18 protein-coding genes and 4 tRNA genes are annotated in these 15075 nt (G+C 71.0%); 5 read left to right on the plus strand and 17 right to left on the minus strand.

Translation table 11 applies throughout. The features are described from left to right. Positions 1-60: 60 nt before the first annotated feature. From DAA34_RS01205 to DAA34_RS01220, 4 genes are read right to left on the minus strand one after another with little or no spacing between them, the layout of a single operon-like run. Positions 61-1227, minus strand: coding sequence for an ABC transporter permease (locus DAA34_RS01205; protein ID WP_106817272.1), 1167 nt, complete (start codon positions 1225-1227; stop codon positions 61-63). Continuing rightward, on the minus strand, positions 1224-1907 hold the full coding sequence (locus tag DAA34_RS01210; protein WP_106817273.1) for an ABC transporter ATP-binding protein: 684 nt from the start codon (positions 1905-1907) through the stop codon (positions 1224-1226). The genes DAA34_RS01205 and DAA34_RS01210 overlap by 4 nt, the downstream gene beginning before the upstream one ends. Continuing rightward, positions 1904-2977 (minus strand): peptidoglycan-binding domain-containing protein, encoded by a 1074-nt coding sequence (locus DAA34_RS01215; RefSeq protein WP_106817274.1) that lies wholly within the window; start codon positions 2975-2977, stop codon positions 1904-1906. The genes DAA34_RS01210 and DAA34_RS01215 overlap by 4 nt, the downstream gene beginning before the upstream one ends. Beyond that, positions 2974-3198, minus strand: a complete 225-nt coding sequence (locus tag DAA34_RS01220; protein ID WP_106817275.1) for a hypothetical protein — start codon at positions 3196-3198, stop codon at positions 2974-2976. The genes DAA34_RS01215 and DAA34_RS01220 overlap by 4 nt, the downstream gene beginning before the upstream one ends. A 63-nt stretch (positions 3199-3261) precedes the next feature. Here DAA34_RS01220 and DAA34_RS01225 point away from each other — a divergent pair, with 63 nt between their 5' ends. Continuing rightward, a complete protein-coding gene (locus tag DAA34_RS01225) occupies positions 3262-4701 on the plus strand; it encodes an IS30 family transposase (RefSeq protein ID WP_456077576.1) in 1440 nt (479 codons plus the stop codon). A gap of 144 nt (positions 4702-4845) precedes the next feature. Here the strand turns inward: DAA34_RS01225 and DAA34_RS01230 are convergent, their stop codons facing one another. The 7 genes from DAA34_RS01230 to DAA34_RS01260 all read right to left on the minus strand — a co-directional run bounded on the left by DAA34_RS01230 (position 4846) and on the right by DAA34_RS01260 (position 8808). Beyond that, positions 4846-5508: a hypothetical protein gene (locus tag DAA34_RS01230; protein WP_158707546.1), complete on the minus strand. Its 663-nt coding sequence runs from the start codon at positions 5506-5508 to the stop codon at positions 4846-4848. A 55-nt stretch (positions 5509-5563) separates the two neighbouring features. Further along, entirely contained in the window at positions 5564-5968 is a 405-nt protein-coding gene (locus DAA34_RS12705; protein ID WP_106817277.1) for a peptidase inhibitor family I36 protein, read from the minus strand. Positions 5969-6144: 176 nt separating this feature from the next. Then, complete coding sequence (rplA, locus tag DAA34_RS01240; RefSeq protein WP_106817278.1) at positions 6145-6888, minus strand: 50S ribosomal protein L1; 744 nt, start codon at positions 6886-6888, stop codon at positions 6145-6147. 98 nt (positions 6889-6986) lie between these two features. Continuing rightward, the gene (gene rplK, locus DAA34_RS01245) at positions 6987-7421 is read right to left on the minus strand and encodes a 50S ribosomal protein L11 (RefSeq protein ID WP_106817279.1); all 435 of its coding nucleotides are present in this window, start codon (positions 7419-7421) and stop codon (positions 6987-6989) included. Positions 7422-7509: 88 nt separating this feature from the next. Beyond that, positions 7510-8340, minus strand: a complete 831-nt coding sequence (gene nusG / locus DAA34_RS01250; RefSeq protein ID WP_106817280.1) for a transcription termination/antitermination protein NusG — start codon at positions 8338-8340, stop codon at positions 7510-7512. Between the two features lie 58 nt (positions 8341-8398). Continuing rightward, positions 8399-8638 carry a preprotein translocase subunit SecE gene (secE, locus tag DAA34_RS01255; RefSeq protein ID WP_106817281.1) on the minus strand — a complete coding sequence of 80 codons (240 nt, stop codon included), beginning with the start codon at positions 8636-8638 and terminating at the stop codon, positions 8399-8401. A 97-nt stretch (positions 8639-8735) separates the two neighbouring features. Next, positions 8736-8808 (minus strand) — tRNA-Trp (locus tag DAA34_RS01260). Positions 8809-8992: 184 nt separating this feature from the next. Here DAA34_RS01260 and DAA34_RS01265 point away from each other — a divergent pair. Genes DAA34_RS01265 through DAA34_RS01275 form a run of 3 tightly spaced genes read left to right on the plus strand, consistent with a single transcriptional unit; the run spans position 8993 to position 11864 of the window. Further along, on the plus strand, positions 8993-10312 hold the full coding sequence (locus DAA34_RS01265; RefSeq protein ID WP_267894603.1) for an aminotransferase class I/II-fold pyridoxal phosphate-dependent enzyme: 1320 nt from the start codon (positions 8993-8995) through the stop codon (positions 10310-10312). Then, positions 10309-10815, plus strand: a complete 507-nt coding sequence (locus DAA34_RS01270) for a DUF5709 domain-containing protein (RefSeq protein ID WP_106817282.1) — start codon at positions 10309-10311, stop codon at positions 10813-10815. The genes DAA34_RS01265 and DAA34_RS01270 overlap by 4 nt, the downstream gene beginning before the upstream one ends. A 5-nt stretch (positions 10816-10820) precedes the next feature. Then, entirely contained in the window at positions 10821-11864 is a 1044-nt protein-coding gene (locus DAA34_RS01275) for an adenosine deaminase (RefSeq protein ID WP_106817283.1), read from the plus strand. Positions 11865-11887: 23 nt separating this feature from the next. Here the strand turns inward: DAA34_RS01275 and DAA34_RS01280 are convergent, their stop codons facing one another. The 6 genes from DAA34_RS01280 to DAA34_RS01305 all read right to left on the minus strand — a co-directional run bounded on the left by DAA34_RS01280 (position 11888) and on the right by DAA34_RS01305 (position 14466). After that, positions 11888-12958, minus strand: a complete 1071-nt coding sequence (locus DAA34_RS01280; protein ID WP_106817284.1) for a UDP-N-acetylmuramate dehydrogenase — start codon at positions 12956-12958, stop codon at positions 11888-11890. A gap of 86 nt (positions 12959-13044) precedes the next feature. Then, positions 13045-13215: a 50S ribosomal protein L33 gene (rpmG, locus tag DAA34_RS01285; RefSeq protein ID WP_106817285.1), complete on the minus strand. Its 171-nt coding sequence runs from the start codon at positions 13213-13215 to the stop codon at positions 13045-13047. Between the two features lie 163 nt (positions 13216-13378). Then, positions 13379-13452, minus strand: a tRNA-Met gene (locus DAA34_RS01290). Between the two features lie 41 nt (positions 13453-13493). Continuing rightward, positions 13494-13566, minus strand: a tRNA-Thr gene (locus DAA34_RS01295). Between the two features lie 28 nt (positions 13567-13594). Further along, positions 13595-14290 carry a DNA-3-methyladenine glycosylase I gene (locus DAA34_RS01300; protein WP_106817286.1) on the minus strand — a complete coding sequence of 232 codons (696 nt, stop codon included), beginning with the start codon at positions 14288-14290 and terminating at the stop codon, positions 13595-13597. Positions 14291-14383: 93 nt separating this feature from the next. Then, positions 14384-14466: transfer RNA gene (locus DAA34_RS01305), tRNA-Tyr, on the minus strand. 114 nt (positions 14467-14580) lie between these two features. On the opposite strand from DAA34_RS01305, the gene DAA34_RS01310 reads away from it, so the two are divergent. Next, the gene (locus DAA34_RS01310) at positions 14581-15075 is read left to right on the plus strand and encodes a YajQ family cyclic di-GMP-binding protein (RefSeq protein WP_106817287.1); all 495 of its coding nucleotides are present in this window, start codon (positions 14581-14583) and stop codon (positions 15073-15075) included.

The raw sequence follows: 15075 nt of genomic DNA on the forward strand, positions 1-15075 counted from the left end.
GTGGTTGGAACGCCTGTCACCGTAGCCCAGGAAGCCGGCCGCGCCGCCGGCCCGTGCACCTCAGCCTGCGGAATCGCGCAATGCGGTCGACGGCTCGATGGCGGCTGCTCGCATCGCCGGCGGGAGCCCCGCAGCCGAGCCGATGACCAGCCCTGCGAGCGGGCCGAGCACGAGGGCCCACGGGGACATCACCGGTACCCAGCCTCGGATGGTCGAGGCGATGAGTACCGCCAGCTGCCCGAGGACCACGCCGCTGACGCTGCCGAGCAGCCCGATGACGACCGACTCGGCGAGCACCTGAAAGGCGACGTCCCGCCGCCGAGCGCCGAGCGCGCGGCGGAGCCCGAACTCCGAGCGGCGTTGCGACACCGACAGCAGGGTCGCCGTGAGGATGCCGAGGACCCCGACGATGAGTGCGACGGCGACCGTGACCCACATGACCGACCCGAAGTCGGCCAGGACGGTGTCCCGGACCGCGCCGATCTCGGGCGATGCCTGGGCGATGACCGAGTCGGGGGCTGCCGGAGCGACGACCAGCGGAAGGGCACCGGCGACCTCGGAGGCGGCACCGGGACGGACGGTGACGAGCATCTCGGTCGACCACGGGCCGGGCACCGAGGTCGAGTCCAGCATCACGACCGAGCCGACCAGCTCGGGGCGCCGCTCGACCGATCGGACGACGCCGGCGAGCACGCACCGCGCTCCTTCGACGGACAGCACGCGAGATGAGTCGAGGTAGGTCAGCCCGAGCACCTGGGCGACCTCGCGGCCGACGGCGCAGGGTGGGTACTGGCCGTCGCGGCGGAGCGTCGTGAGGTCTCGCCCCCACGACATCGTGGGCTGGAGGGCAGCGAAGGACTGTGCGTCCATGATCTCGACCCCGGCGTCCGCGTTGACCCCCGGCGCGCCGGCATCGACGGTCACGTCGTCCTGGTGGATCGCGTAGACGGACACCGCTTCGACGCCGTCGAGCCGCTCGACCTTGCGCCGTGCTCGCGCATCGATGGGCCCGCGGCCGTCTCCCGCCGGGACGAGCGCGACCGTCGTCGCCTCGATCGACAAGAAGCTGTCGGTCACCTGGCTGCGCCCGGTCGCCTGAAGGCCGGTCACCGCGACGATGCCCGCGATGGCCAGCACCGTGCCGAGGGCGGTGAGGAACGACCGGGCCGGCTTGTGGAAGATCGCCATGGCGGCCTCCGTCCACAGCTCGGTCGATGCCCGCCTCATCCCTCGCCGTCCTCGATGAGCCCGGCCGTCATCCGCAGCCGTCGGTCCGCGCGCCGCGCGACCTCCGGGTCGTGGGTGACGACCACGAGCGTCGTCCCGTCCGTGCGCAGCGCGTCCAGGAGGGCGAGCACGTCCTCGGCGTTGTCCGGATCGAGGTTGCCGGTCGGCTCGTCGGCGAGAAGGAGAGCGGGGGCTCCTGCGATTGCGCGCGCGATCGCGACCCGCTGCTGCTCCCCGCCGCTGAGGTGGCGGACGGAGGCGGAGGCGCGGTGCGCCAGCCCGACGCGCTCGCACACGTCGATCGCGCGAGCGCGCCGCTCGTCAGCGGGGCACCCGCCGTACAGCATCCCGAGGGCGATGTTCTCCACGACGTCCCGGTCGGGAAGCAGGTGGAAGCTCTGGAAGACGAACCCCAGATGAGCCGCCCGCATGGAGGATCGGGTGGCGTCCGGCATCTGGGAGGTCTCCACCCCGGCCAGTGCGTAGTGCCCGGCCGACGGGCGGTCGAGCAGGCCGAGGATGGCCATGAGCGTCGACTTGCCCGACCCGGAGCGGCCGACGACGGCGACGTGCTCGCCGGCCGCGATCGACACGCTCACCCCCCGCAGCGCCTCGACCGCCGGCGGCCCCGGGTAGGTCTTGACGACGTCCCGCAGCTCGACGATCAGCGGGTCTGTCATGCCGGGTCGGCCTCACGCTCGCCGACGACGACCTCGTCACCGGCCGAGAGCGCGGTGCTGCTGACCGCCGTGTAACCCCCGCCCGCCACGCCGACGGTGACGGGCACCTCACGGACGGTGTCGCCCGTCGCGACCCGCACGACGGTCTGCGCGCCGCGAACGACGACGGCGGTGCTGGGCACGGCGAGGACCGCCCCGGACGACTGGGCGCGGACGAGCTCGGCTGTCGGACGCCCCCGGGTCGGACGCGGGCACCGGACGGCGACCTTCCCCTTGGTCGATCCTGCCGTCCGGCACTGCTGCGTGCCGCCGGCGCCCCGGACCTCGACGCGAAGCCCCGCGCCGACCGCAGCTGCTCCGCGGCAGGAGAGGCTGGCCGTTCGGGTCGTGGCGGTGGCGAACGGCTTGCCCGGCTCGAGCACCTGGCCGACCGTCGCGGCGATGCGTACCGTGTCGGCCCGCAGCCTGTCGACGAAGACGAACTCACCCTGATCGATGGTGATGGTCGCCTTCTTTCCCCGGCCGCTGGTACGGATCGGCGGTGGCGCTCCGAGGTGGGTGTAGAGGGAGCGGAGCGCGCGGACCGTCCCCGCCCCCATCCTGCCCCGCTCGCCCGTGGGGTAACCGGCTGCGGCGAGCGCGTCCTGGAGCTGGAGGACGTCCGAGCCGCGCGCTCCGGTCCTCAGCGACCGATAGACGGGAAGGCGCCCGGGGAGCACGACGATCGGCCGGTCCTGGACGTACAGGGGCACCCACCCCGCAGGGATGGAGCCGGCAAGGTCGTCGGACACCGAGGTGACGACCGCCATCCCCCCACCGCCGGCCCACCGGAGCGGGCGCTCGGTGATCTTCGGGGTGCAGGTGAGCGGCGTGGCATCCCGGATCCGTCGTCGCTCGACCGGTGCGGTGATCCGGCTGAGGTCCGGGGGTGCCACCTTCGCCGCCTCGCTCGCCGGGGTCGAGAAGCTCCGGCCGGCGACGAAGGACCCGACCGCGACGAGAGCGAGGACAAGGGCAAGGACCAGCAGGCGACGACGGGCCGCCCGGCGAGGGTGCTCGTCGTACGTCACTCCTCGAGCACCGTTCGGGCCTCGCGCAGCCCGCGGGCCCGCAGCTCGAGATACCGCACGATCAAGCCGTTGGGGGCCTTCTTCTCCTTCAGGAGCTCTGTACGCCACGCCGCGTCGACGACCGGCGTGTAGCGATGCTGGTCGTCGCACCGGTACACCGCCGTCGCCAACGCGATCTCGCGGTCCTTCGCCTGCGGTACACGGTCGGCGTTCCACTCCAACGCTCGGGCGTAGGGCGGATTCAACTGGTCGTCGCAACACCTCGATCATGGAGGTGTTCAGGGATGGCGACGAGCGACTGGCGTAGGAAGACCAGCGATGTACCGGAGGGGCTTCGTCGGCAGTGGCGTGCGGATCGGGCGTTGCGCCCGCCAATGCGTTCGCCTGGACGGCCCGAGCCCTCGCGGGCGGTGCAGCGACAGTTCTGGCGGTTGATCGCCACGGGCATCACCTCGGCCGAGGCTGCGGTGAGGGTGGGCGTGTCCGTGCCGGTGGGCTCGCGCTGGTTTCGTCACGCTGGCGGCATGCCACCGATCTGTCTGGCCGAGCCCACGGGCCGTTACCTGTCTTTCGAGGAACGCGAGGAGATCGCGATCCTGCGCGCCCGAGGTCAGGGAGTGCGCCAGATCGCCCACGCGATCGGTCGTGACCCGGGGACGATCTCACGCGAACTGCGCCGCAACGCCGCCACCCGTGGCGGGAAGCTGGAGTACCGGGCGGGGGTGGCGCAGTGGAAGGCTCAGCAGGCGGCCAAGCGCCCCAAGACCGCGAAACTCGTCAAGAACGAACGGTTGCGGCAGTACGTCCAAGAACGGCTCGCGGGCAGCGTCCGGGGACCTGACGGCACGCCCGTCGAGGGTCCGAGACCGCCCGCGTGGAAGGGGCTGAACAAGCCGCACCGCCAGGATCGTCCGTGGTCGACGGCGTGGAGCCCGGAGCAGATCTCACAGCGGCTGAAGGTCGACTTCCCCGATGATGAGTCCATGCGCATCAGCCACGAGGCGATCTACCAGTCGCTGTTCATCCAGGGGCGTGGCGCGCTCCAGCGCGAGCTGGTCGCCTGCCTGCGCACCGGTCGAGCGCTGCGGCGGCCGCGGGCCCGTACGCGCAACAAGGCGCAAGGGCACGTCACCGCTGATGTCGTCCTGTCCGAGCGTCCGGCCGAGGCCGATGACCGTGCCGTACCCGGTCACTGGGAGGGCGATCTGATCATCGGCACCGGCAGGTCAGCGATCGGCACCCTCGTCGAACGCAGCAGCCGGAGCGCGTTGCTCGTATACCTGCCGCGGCTGGAGGGCTGGGGCGAGAAGCCGCACGTGAAGAACGGGCCGGCCCTGGGTGGCTACGGAGCCGAAGCGATGAACGCCGCGCTCACCAGATCGATGACCACGCTGCCCGAGCAGCTGCGCAAGACCATCACCTGGGACCGCGGCAAGGAACTCTCCGGCCACGCAACGTTCGCGCTGGCGACCGGCACCAAGGTGTTCTTCGCCGACCCGCACTCGCCCTGGCAGCGGCCGACCAACGAGAACACCAACGGGCTTCTGCGGCAGTACTTCCCCAAGGGCACCGACCTGTCCCGCTGGTCGGCCGAGGACCTCGAAGCCGTCGCATACGCACTGAACAACAGGCCCCGCAAGGTCCTCGGGTGGAAGACCCCCGCCGAGGTCTTCGAAGAGCAACTACGCTCCCTTCAACAACACGGTGTTGCATCGACTGGTTGAACCTGCCTNGACCTCGAGGCCGTCGCATACGCACTGAACAACAGGCCCCGCAAGGTCCTCGGGTGGAAGACCCCCGCCGAGGTCTTCGAAGAGCAACTACGCTCCCTTCAACAACACGGTGTTGCATCGACTGGTTGAACCTGCCTAGGCTCCGTCCGGATCCTTCACAACCTCCCCGGTCGCGTCCTTGACGCACCGTCGCCACGAGCGGGTCACCGTCCGCACGTCACTGCGCCTGTCGACCACGGCACCGACGATGGAGTCGAGGTTCGCCGCGTGGAACGTGGAGACGTTCCATCCCCCGACGTCGCCGTACAGACGACGGTCCGCTGACGCCTGGCATCCGTCCGTCGGGTACTCGAGGACCGAGCCCTGCGCGGTGCGGACCTTCTCGTAGCGCGTCCCGAAGAGCGCCTCCTGGCGCGCGCGATCGTCCGGCCCGGCCGGCGGCTGGACGTCCTCTGCCGGCTCGGGCGTCGGCGCGGTGTCGGGGTCGATGCCCCAGCCGATCTTCCGGGCGAGGGTGTGGTCCTTCTCGACCTCGTCCCGCCTCGACGCACCAGCGGCGATCTCGACCGCCCGGTCGTCACTCGCCTTGATCTCGTCGAAAGACGTCTCCTCGAACTCGAAGCCGGCATCCTTCATGCAGCGGGCGACGAGCTTCATCTGAGCCGCGTGGAGGGTCCGCTGGTCCGCCTCCGGCAGCGGCGGAACGACCTCGTCGCTCCTGGAGCTCGTCGACGGGGTGTCTGCGACGTTCTGGCCCGAGGAGGCGCAACCCCCGGCCAGCAGAATGCAGAGGAGCACGGCTGCAGCAGGTGCCGCGGTCCGCCGACCCAGGACGTGCCGACCCATCACCCGGTCAGCACCCACCCGCCGTGTAAGGCCACCGGTTCGACGTGCCCAGATTGTCGAGGGCCTGGTACCCAATCCTCTGCCCAGGCCGTAGGCACACCTCAACACGACCGCCAAAGTTCGGATATTCGTACACGGCCGCGAAGCGGTTCTGCGCGCTGTTGTTGTACCAAGACGAGTCAGCGTTGGTGATCATCCACCCCGAGTCCCAGCGCGCGTTCTCCTGGGAGAACTGAGAGCCGCCGGATACGGGCGCTTGCGTGTAGTATGGGCCGACCCACGCGCACAGGTTCCCCGATCGACAGTTCACGTAGTCATCGGAGGCCATGGCCGGCGCGAACGCCCCTGATGTCGCCACGATGACCCCGGCGACCACCGCGACCCGGCCAAGGGTCTTACGAATACCCCTCATCACGATCTCCTCAAGCGAGACGAAGACGCCGAGGGAAGCCCCCCCCCCCCCACGTGTGGCTGACGGTACCACTGCGGTCGAGGCAGCCGTCAAGACACCAGCTCGCCACCCTGAACCACACGCAGGCCCCCGCCGACGGGGTTGTCGACGGGGGCCTGCGTGGTGGTGCGGTCAGGTCACTCCTGCTCGGCGACCTCCGCGGCGGCGACGGGGGCCGCCTCCTCGAGGAGGGCCTTGGTGCGGGTGTGGTCGAGCGGGATGCCCGGGCCCATCGTCGTGCTCATCGTCGCCTTGACGATGTAGCGCCCCTTGGAGGCCGACGGCTTGAGCCGGAGGATCTCCTCGAGCGCGGCCTGGTAGTTCTCCACGAGCTTGGTCTCGTCGAACGAGGCCTTGCCGATGATGAAGTGCAGGTTCGCGTGCTTGTCGTTGCGGAACTCGATCTTGCCGCCCTTGATGTCCGAGACGGCCTTGGCGGTGTCCATCGTGACCGTGCCGGTCTTCGGGTTCGGCATGAGACCACGCGGACCGAGGACCTTGCCGAGCCGGCCGACCTTGCCCATGAGGTCGGGCGTCGCGACGACAGCGTCGAAGTCGAGCCAGCCACCCTGGACCTTCTCGAGCATGTCGTCGCTGCCGACGTAGTCGGCGCCGGCCGCGCGGGCGGCCTCGGCCTTGTCCCCGTTGGCGAAGACGAGGACGCGGGCGGTCTTGCCCGTCCCGTGCGGGAGGTTGACCGTGCCGCGGACCATCTGGTCCGCCTTGCGCGGGTCGATGCCCAGCCGGAACGCGACCTCGACGGTCTCGTCGTACTTGGCCTTCGCACCCTCCTTGGCGAGGCGCACGGCCTCGAGCGGGCCGTAGAGGGCGTCGGCGTCGATCTTCTCCGCGGTGGCGCGGTAGTTCTTGCTGCGCTTCATGTGCTGCTCCTGCGGTGTGCGGTGGAGTCGTGGTCGTCGGGCCAGCGCTGGCCCTGCCACACCGGACGCGGCGCGCCCGGGGTCCTGGTGAACCAGCCTCAGCCGAGGTCGGTCGTGATGCCCATCTGGCGGGCGGTGCCGGCGATGATCTTCATCGCCGCGTCGATGTCGTTCGCATTGAGATCGGGCATCTTCGTCTCCGCGATCTCCTTGAGCTGGTCGTGCGAGAGGTGCGCAACCTTGTTCGTGTGCGGCTCGCCCGAGGCCTTCTGGATGCCCGCGGCCTTCTTGATGAGCTCGGCGGCCGGCGGCGTCTTCGTGATGAAGGTGAAGGAACGGTCCTCGTAGACCGTGATCTCGACGGGGATGACGTTCCCGCGCTTGTCCGCCGTGGCGTCGTTGTACGCCTTGACGAACTCCATGATGTTGACGCCGTGCTGACCGAGCGCCGGACCGACCGGCGGGGCGGGCGTCGCCTGACCGGCCTGGATCTGCAGCTTGATGAAGCCGGCGACCTTCTTCTTGGGGGGCATGCGTGCTCTCTTCCGTGGTGGGCCGACGCCGTGGGCGATGACCCGGTTGCACGGCCGACGCGGTCGCGGCGGCCGGGGTGGGGCTCGATCAGATCTTGGCGACCTGGTTGAACCCGAGCTCGACCGGGGTCTCCCGGCCGAAGATGGAGACGAGGACCTTGAGCTTCTGCGACTCGGGCAGGATCTCGGAGATCGTCGCGGGCATGGTCTCGAAGGGACCCTCCATGACGGTGACCGACTCCCCGACCTCGAAGTCCACCTCGACGGGGGCGGCGGTCGTCGCGAGGACGTCCCGCTGCTCGCCCGAGCCACCGGCGGCGAGCTCGGCCGCGGCCTTGGCCGACGCCTCGAGGTCGGCCGGCTTGAGCATCGTGTAGACCTCGTCGAGGCTCAGCGGCACCGGGTCGTGGGCGTTGCCGACGAAGCCCGTGACGCCGGGCGTGTGCCGGACGGCGCCCCAGGACTCGTCGGTGAGGTCCATGCGGACGAGGACGTACCCGGGCATCCGCGGCTGCTTGCGGGTCTTCTTCTGGCCGTTCTTGATCTCGGTGACCTCGTCGATGGTCACGGCGACCTCGAAGATGTAGTCCTCCATGTCGAGGTTCGAGATCCGGGTCTCGAGGTTGTGCTTGACCCGGTTCTCGTAGCCCGCGTAGCTGTGGATGACGTACCAGTCGCCGAACTTGCCCGCCAGCTCGTCCTTGAACGCCTGCACCGGGTCCGCGGGCAGCTCGTCGTCCTGCGAGCCGTCCTCGACCGCCTCGCCAGCGTCAGCAGCGGTCGCGTCGGCAGCGTCCGCGACCGCGTCGCTCGCGGGCTCGCCGAGGGTGTCGGCCTCGGCGGTCACGTCGGCCGTCAGCTCGTCGGCGGGGTCGACGACGGGCGCCTCCTGCTCGGGGGTCGGCTCCAGGTCGCTCATGAGGGCTCCTCGGTGGATGGGTGGGCGCCGCGCGGGGCGGGCCGGGTCGGTGCGCGCGTCAGGCCGCGAAGGCCCAGAAGACGAGCTTGGTGAAGACGAAGTCGAGCGCCGAGACGAGCGCCATCATCACGGTGACGAAGACGATGACGACGAGCACGTAGTTGAGCAGCTCCGAACGGGTCGGCCGGACGACCTTCCGCAGCTCGTCCACGATCTGCCCGACGAACGTGATCGGGTTCGTCGTGCGGCGACGCTCCGCGTCGTCCGACGTGCGCGCGGTGGTGCCCGCTTCGCTCACGATGTCCTCTTCTCGTCGTCTTCCGGCGTGCCCGGACTGCTCCGGATGCCCGGGGACGAGCACCGCGTACCCGCAGCGGCTGCGGGGTCCTTCGACGCAGGGCAGGAGGGACTCGAACCCCCAACCGCCGGTTTTGGAGACCGGTGCTCTACCAATTGAGCCACTGCCCTTCGGAACCCGCCGGTGGGGCGGCGAGCTCCGCGGCCGCTGACCAACCTCACTCGCCCCGGAAGGATCCGGGCACGACGAGACGATGGTCGAGACAACCAAGGTCCGATCATACGCAACCGGGGCCGCCGGTGCGAACCGAGACCGCGGCCCCGTCCGGGCGGGGTGTGGTGCGAGGATGACCGGGTGAGCACGACACCCGCCGCCCGCACCCCCCTGCCCCGCCTGTCGCCGCAGGAGCTGACCGAGCTGCGCGACCGGCTCGCCGCCGAGCACTCCGACCTCGCCGCGCGGGGCGTGAAGCTCGACCTCACCCGGGGCAAGCCGTCGTCGGACCAGCTCGATCTGTCGGACGGCATGCTCCGACTGCCCACGCGGCACACGGACGCCTCCGGGACGGACGTGCGGAACTACGGCGGGCTCCAGGGCCTGGCCGAGCTCCGGACGATCTTCGCCGAGCTCCTGGGCGTCGAGACCGAGCAGCTCGTCGCCGGTGGCAACTCCAGCCTGACGATGATGCGCGACTGCCTCGTCGACCTCCTGCTCTTCGGCGGGGTCGACTCGCCGCGCCCGTGGAGCCAGGAGGAGAAGGTCACCTTCGTCTGCCCCGTCCCTGGCTACGACCGGCACTTCACGCTGCTCGAGTCGCTCGGGATCGACATGGTCACCGTCCCGATGCACGACGACGGCCCCGACGCCGAGGCGGTCGCGGCGCTCGTCGCCCAGGACCCGAGCATCAAGGGCATGTGGATCGTCCCGACCTACTCCAACCCGGCGGGGGCGGTCTGCAGCCAAGAGGTCGCCTCGCGGCTCGTCGGCATGGAGACGGCGGCCCCGGACTTCAAGATCTTCTGGGACAACGCGTACGCCCTGCACCACCTCACGGACGACGAGGCGAAGAGCGCGGACGTGCTCAGCCTCGCCTCCGCCGCCGGCCACCCGCACCGCCCGATCATGTTCGCCTCGACGAGCAAGATCACCTTCGCCGGCGCCGGGGTCGCCTTCCTCGCGGCCTCCACCGAGCAGGTCGCGTGGTACCTGAAGCACCTGGGCACGGGCTCGATCGGCCCCGACAAGGTGAACCACCTGCGGCACGCGGAGTTCTTCGGCGACGCCGACGGGGTGCGCCGCCACATGGTCGAGCACCGACGGATCATCGCGCCGAAGTTCGACGAGGTCGACCGGGTGCTCACCGAGAAGCTCGAGGGGTACGACGTCGCGACGTGGAACCGTCCCGCCGGCGGCTACTTCGTCAACCTCGACGTCGTCGACGGCACGGCGAGCCGGGTCGTCACGCTCGCGAAGGAGGCCGGGGTCGCGCTCACACCGGCCGGCGCGTCCTTCCCCCGCGGGGAGGACCCGCGCGACCGGAACATCCGCCTCGCCCCGACGATGCCGCCGGTGGCCGAGGTGACCGAGGCGATGGAGATCGTCGCGACGTGCGTCCTGCTCGCCGCGGTGGAGAAGGCGCTCGGCGACGCCGGGCAGAGCGGAGGAACGGCATGAGCAGCATGGACGGCAGCGCCGCGGGCGAGGGCCTCGAGCGGTACGCGAGCGACCCGAGCGACTTCGAGAACCAGCTCCAGCCCGAGGACACCTTGATCGAGGACGGCGTCGACGACGTCCTCGACCGCGGCTACTCCCCGCCGGACTCCGCCCGCGGGTCGATGGCCCACGGCGTCACCGCGGACGAGGCGCGCCACGAGGAGACGATCGAGGAGCGCATCCGCCAGGAGGTGCCGGACCCGGCGACCGCCTACGGGGCACCCGACGACGAGTCCGGGCTCGACCGCGAGCGGGTCGGCGGCGACGACCCCGACGCGATCGACGCGGACGACGACTGGCTCGGTGACGCCGAGGTCGGCGACCGGCGCGCCGGTCGGCTCGTCGCCCCGGACGAGGGCTCGCACGGCGACGACACGAGCGAGGCCTTGGGCCGGGACGTCGGTGTCGACGGCGCCGGCGCGTCGGCCGAGGAGGCCGCGGTCCACATCATCGACGCCGACTGAGGACCGTGCGCGACCTCACCCTCCTGCCCAAGGCCCACCTGCACCTGCACTTCACGGGGTCGATGCGCGTCCCGACCGTCCTCGAGATGGCCGATCGGCACGGCCTGCACCTGCCCGAGGTGTTCCGCTCGCAGTGGCCGCCAGAGCTCACCGAGGCTGCCGACGCCCGTGGCTGGTTCCGCTTCCAGCGGCTCTACGACGCGGCGCGAGCGTGCGTGCGGTCCGAGGCCGACATGCGCCGCATCGTCCGTGAGGCGGCGGAGGACGACCACGCGGAGGGCTCGCGCTGGCTCGAGATCCAGGTCGACCCGACGTCCTACGGGCCGTTCGTCGGCGGGATCACCCCGGCGCTGGAGATCGTTCTCGACGAGGCGCGTGCCGTCTCGGCGGAGGCCGCCGCGGGCGGGCCGGTGTCCCCCGTGGCGGTCGTCGTCGCCGCGAGCCGGATGCGGCACCCGCTCGACGCCCGCGCGCTCGCTCGGCTCGCCGCCCACCACGCCGGCGACGGTCCGGGCAGCGTCGTCGGCTTCGGCCTGTCGAACGACGAGCGTCGTGGCGTCACCCCAGAGTTCGCCGGAGCCTTCCGCATCGCCCACGCGGCCGGTCTCGCGCTGGTCCCCCACGCCGGCGAGCTCCTGGGGCCCGAGGCCGTCGTCGAGACCCTCGACGCCCTGCACCCGGACCGGCTCGGGCACGGGGTCCGTAGCGTCGAGGACCCAGCCGTCCTCGACCGGGTCGTCGAGCAGCAGGTCGCGCTCGAGGTGTGCCCGGGCAGCAACGTCGCGCTCGGGGTCTACGACGACGCCCCGCAGGTGCCGCTGCGCCGGCTCGTCGACGCCGGGGCGACGATCGCCCTCGGCGCCGACGACCCGCTGCTCTTCGGCTCCCGCCTCGTCGACCAGTACCGGACCGCCCGGGACGTCCACGGGCTGCCGGACGAGACCGTCGCCGAGCTCGCCCGTGGGTCGATCCGCGCGAGCCGCGCCCCGCGCACGCTGCGGGAGCAGATGCTTGGCGAGGTCGACGCCTGGCTCGCCACGCCGACCTGAGACCCGCGCGGGCGACCGGGGGGTCAGAGCGTCATACCGACGAGCACCGGCTCGTTGACGAGGGTGACCCCGAAGGCGTCGCGCACCCCGTCCCGGACCGTGCGGGCCAGATCGATGACATCGGCAGCGCTCGCACCGCCGCGGTTCGTCACGGCGAGGGTGTGCTTGGAGGACAGGGCGGCCCGCCCGGTCGTCGTGAACCCCTTGCCGAAGCCGGCACGGTCGATGAGCCAGGCCGCGCTCGTCTTCGCCTGGCCGTCGGGGGCATCGAAGCGTGGCGGCTCGGCGTCAGCGCCGCACCGGGCGTGCACGGCCTCTCGCATCCGCTCGAAGTCCGGCGCCGAGACGATCGGGTTGGTGAAGAACGAGCCGCAGGACCACGTGTCGTGGTCGTCGGGGTCGAGCACCATGCCGCGCCGGCGGCGCTGCTCGATCACCGCCGCCCGGGCGTCCGCGAGCGGGACGCGGTCGCCGAGCTCGACGCCGAGCTGGCGGGCGAGGTCGGCGTACGCGACCGGCGCGGAGAGGTCGGCGAGGACGAGCTGGAAGAGGACGTCGAGGACGACGTAGCGGTCGCTGCCCTTGAACCGGGAGTGGCGGTAGGTGAAGGCGCACTCTGCGTTGGTCAGGGTGCGGACGGCCTGCTCGTGCCGGTCCCACGCACGGACGGACGCGATGGTCTGGGCGACCTCTTGGCCGTACGCTCCGACGTTCTGGATCGGCGTGGAGCCGGTCGCCCCAGGGATCCCCGCCAGCGCCTCGATCCCCGACCACCCCTCGGCCACCGCGCGCTCGACGAGGCCGTCCCAGGACTCCCCCGCGGCGACGCGGACCATCGCCCCACCGCAGTGGTCGGCCGACTCGACGGTGATCCCCCGCGTGGCGACCCGGACCACCGTGCCCGCGACACCCTCGTCGGCGACGACGAGGTTCGACCCGCCCGCGACGATCAGGAGCGGCTCGTCGGCGTCGTCGACCTCGCGCACGGCGTCGACGAGCTCGTCTGTCGTGCTCGCCTCGAGGTAGCGCTGCGCCGGGCCACCGACCCGCATCGTCGTGAGGTCGGCGAGGCGGACGGGGTCGGTCTGCGGCATGCGGGGAGCCTAACGGCGTCGGGAATGCACGAACCGCCCCGGTCGCAGCGGCGACGGAGGCGGTTCGGGCGTGTGGCGGGACCGGCTCAGCGGGTCTCGCGGTGCGCCGTGTGCTTCTTGCAGCGCGGGCAGAACTTCGCGAGCTCCAGGCGGTCCGGGTCGTTCCGCCGGTTCTTCTTCGTGATGTAGTTGCGCTCCTTGCAGTCCGTGCACGCCATCGTGATCTTGGGGCGCACGTCCTTGCTGTTGCTGGCCATGGGCCTACCTTCTCTCGGGTCCTGCTGTCTGTAGGGCGGCACGCACGCGAGGTGGTCCCTCGGGCTGCGGCCGGGTGGTCCGCGGAGCGGACCTGCAACCGTCAAGGATACGCGAGGTCCGGAACGATCGACGATCGCCCCGGACACCCGCGTCTCCGAGCCGTAGCGGGAGCGGGGCTCGATCCCGCGACCTCACGATTATGAGTCGTGCGCTCTAACCAGCTGAGCTACCCCGCCAAGGAGGACGACGGTCCCGGCAGGCCGGTCTCGTCACCCAGAGCCCCCTGTCGGAATCGAACCGACGACCTTTTCCTTACCATGGAAACGCTCTGCCGACTGAGCTAAGGGGGCGTCTCCCGCACGTGCTGCGCGGGAAGCGCTAGGCGAGGGTACACGCCCCGACCGCCGGGGTTGAAATCGGCCCGGCTTCCCCCCCGGTCCAGACTCCCGAGCTCCCCCGCCGATGGGAGCCGATCACATGGGTGTCGACGATGCCCAGGGCCTCCATGAGGGCGAAGATCGTCGTCGGCCCGACGAAGCGGAAGCCTCGCCGCTTGAGCTCGTTGGCCAGTGCGACGCTCTCGGGCGAGGTGGAGGGCACGTCCGTCACGCGCGTCGGGGTCGGCGTCGTCGCCGGCCGGAACGCCCACACGAGCCCGGCGAGGTCCCGCACCCCGTCCGGCAGGTCGCCGGCCTCCCGCAGCGCCACTGTGGCCCGCGCGTTGACGATCGTCGCCTCGATCTTGCGGCGGTTGCGGACGATCCGGGCATCGGCCAGGAGGCGCGCCACGTCGCCGTCGTCGAAGACGGAGACGACGTCGGGGTCGAAGTCGGCGAAGGCCTCGCGGAAGGCCGGCCGTTTCCTCAGGATGGTCGCCCACGACAGGCCCGACTGGAAGGCCTCGAGGCTGAGCCGTTCGAAGACGCCGCGCTCGTCGGTGACGGGCATCCCCCACTCGGTGTCGTAGTAGTCGCGCAGGAGCGGGTCGGTGGCGGCCCACGGCGGGCGGGCCAGCCCGTCCTCGCCGGTGACCAGCCCGCTCCCGGCGGCGGGGGTGCTCGGGATCTTCGGCATGGCCCCGACGATGGCAGGGACCGCCGACAACGCGGCGGAGGTTATTGACGTGGAAGGCCCCGGACGCACGAGCGTCCGGGGCCTTCCACGGGGTGGCAGGTGCAGGATTCGAACCTGCGTAGCGTTACCGCGACGGATTTACAGTCCGCTTCCATTGGCCACTCGGACAACCTGCCGGGCTTGCGGGCCTGCTCCGAGTCAGGAGCGTCGGCCAGCGCGCGTGCAAGGATAGCAAGCCGCGCACCGATCAACGAACCGGCAGATGCCGGAAGACCCCCCGGGAGGCACCCATGGCCGACAGCTCGTTCGACATCGTCAGCAAGGTCGACCGGCAGGAGGTCGACAACGCCCTCAACCAGGCGGCCAAGGAGGTCGCCCAGCGCTACGACTTCAAGGGGGTCGGCGCCTCCATCGCGTGGAGCGGCGACAACGTCGTCATCAAGGCGAACACGGCCGAGCGCGTCCTGGCCGTCCTCGACGTCTTCGAGTCCAAGCTCGTCCGCCGCGGCGTCTCGCTGAAGAACATCGACTTCGGCGAGAAGGAGCCCCAGGCATCGGGCAAGGAGTACGTCCTGTCGGGCCCGACCAAGGAGGGCATCGACCAGGAGAACGCGAAGAAGATCAGCAAGATCATCCGCGACGAGGGACCCAAGGGCATCAAGGCGCAGATCCAGGGCGACGAGCTGCGCGTCACGGGCAAGTCGCGCGACGACCTCCAGGCCGTCATCGCCCTGCTGAAGGGCAAGGACCTCCCGGTCGCCCTCCAGTTCACCAACTACCGCTGA

It is taken from the genome of Janibacter massiliensis, from assembly GCF_900289115.1.
GTDB classification, from domain to species: Bacteria; Actinomycetota; Actinomycetes; order Actinomycetales; family Dermatophilaceae; genus Janibacter_A; species Janibacter_A massiliensis.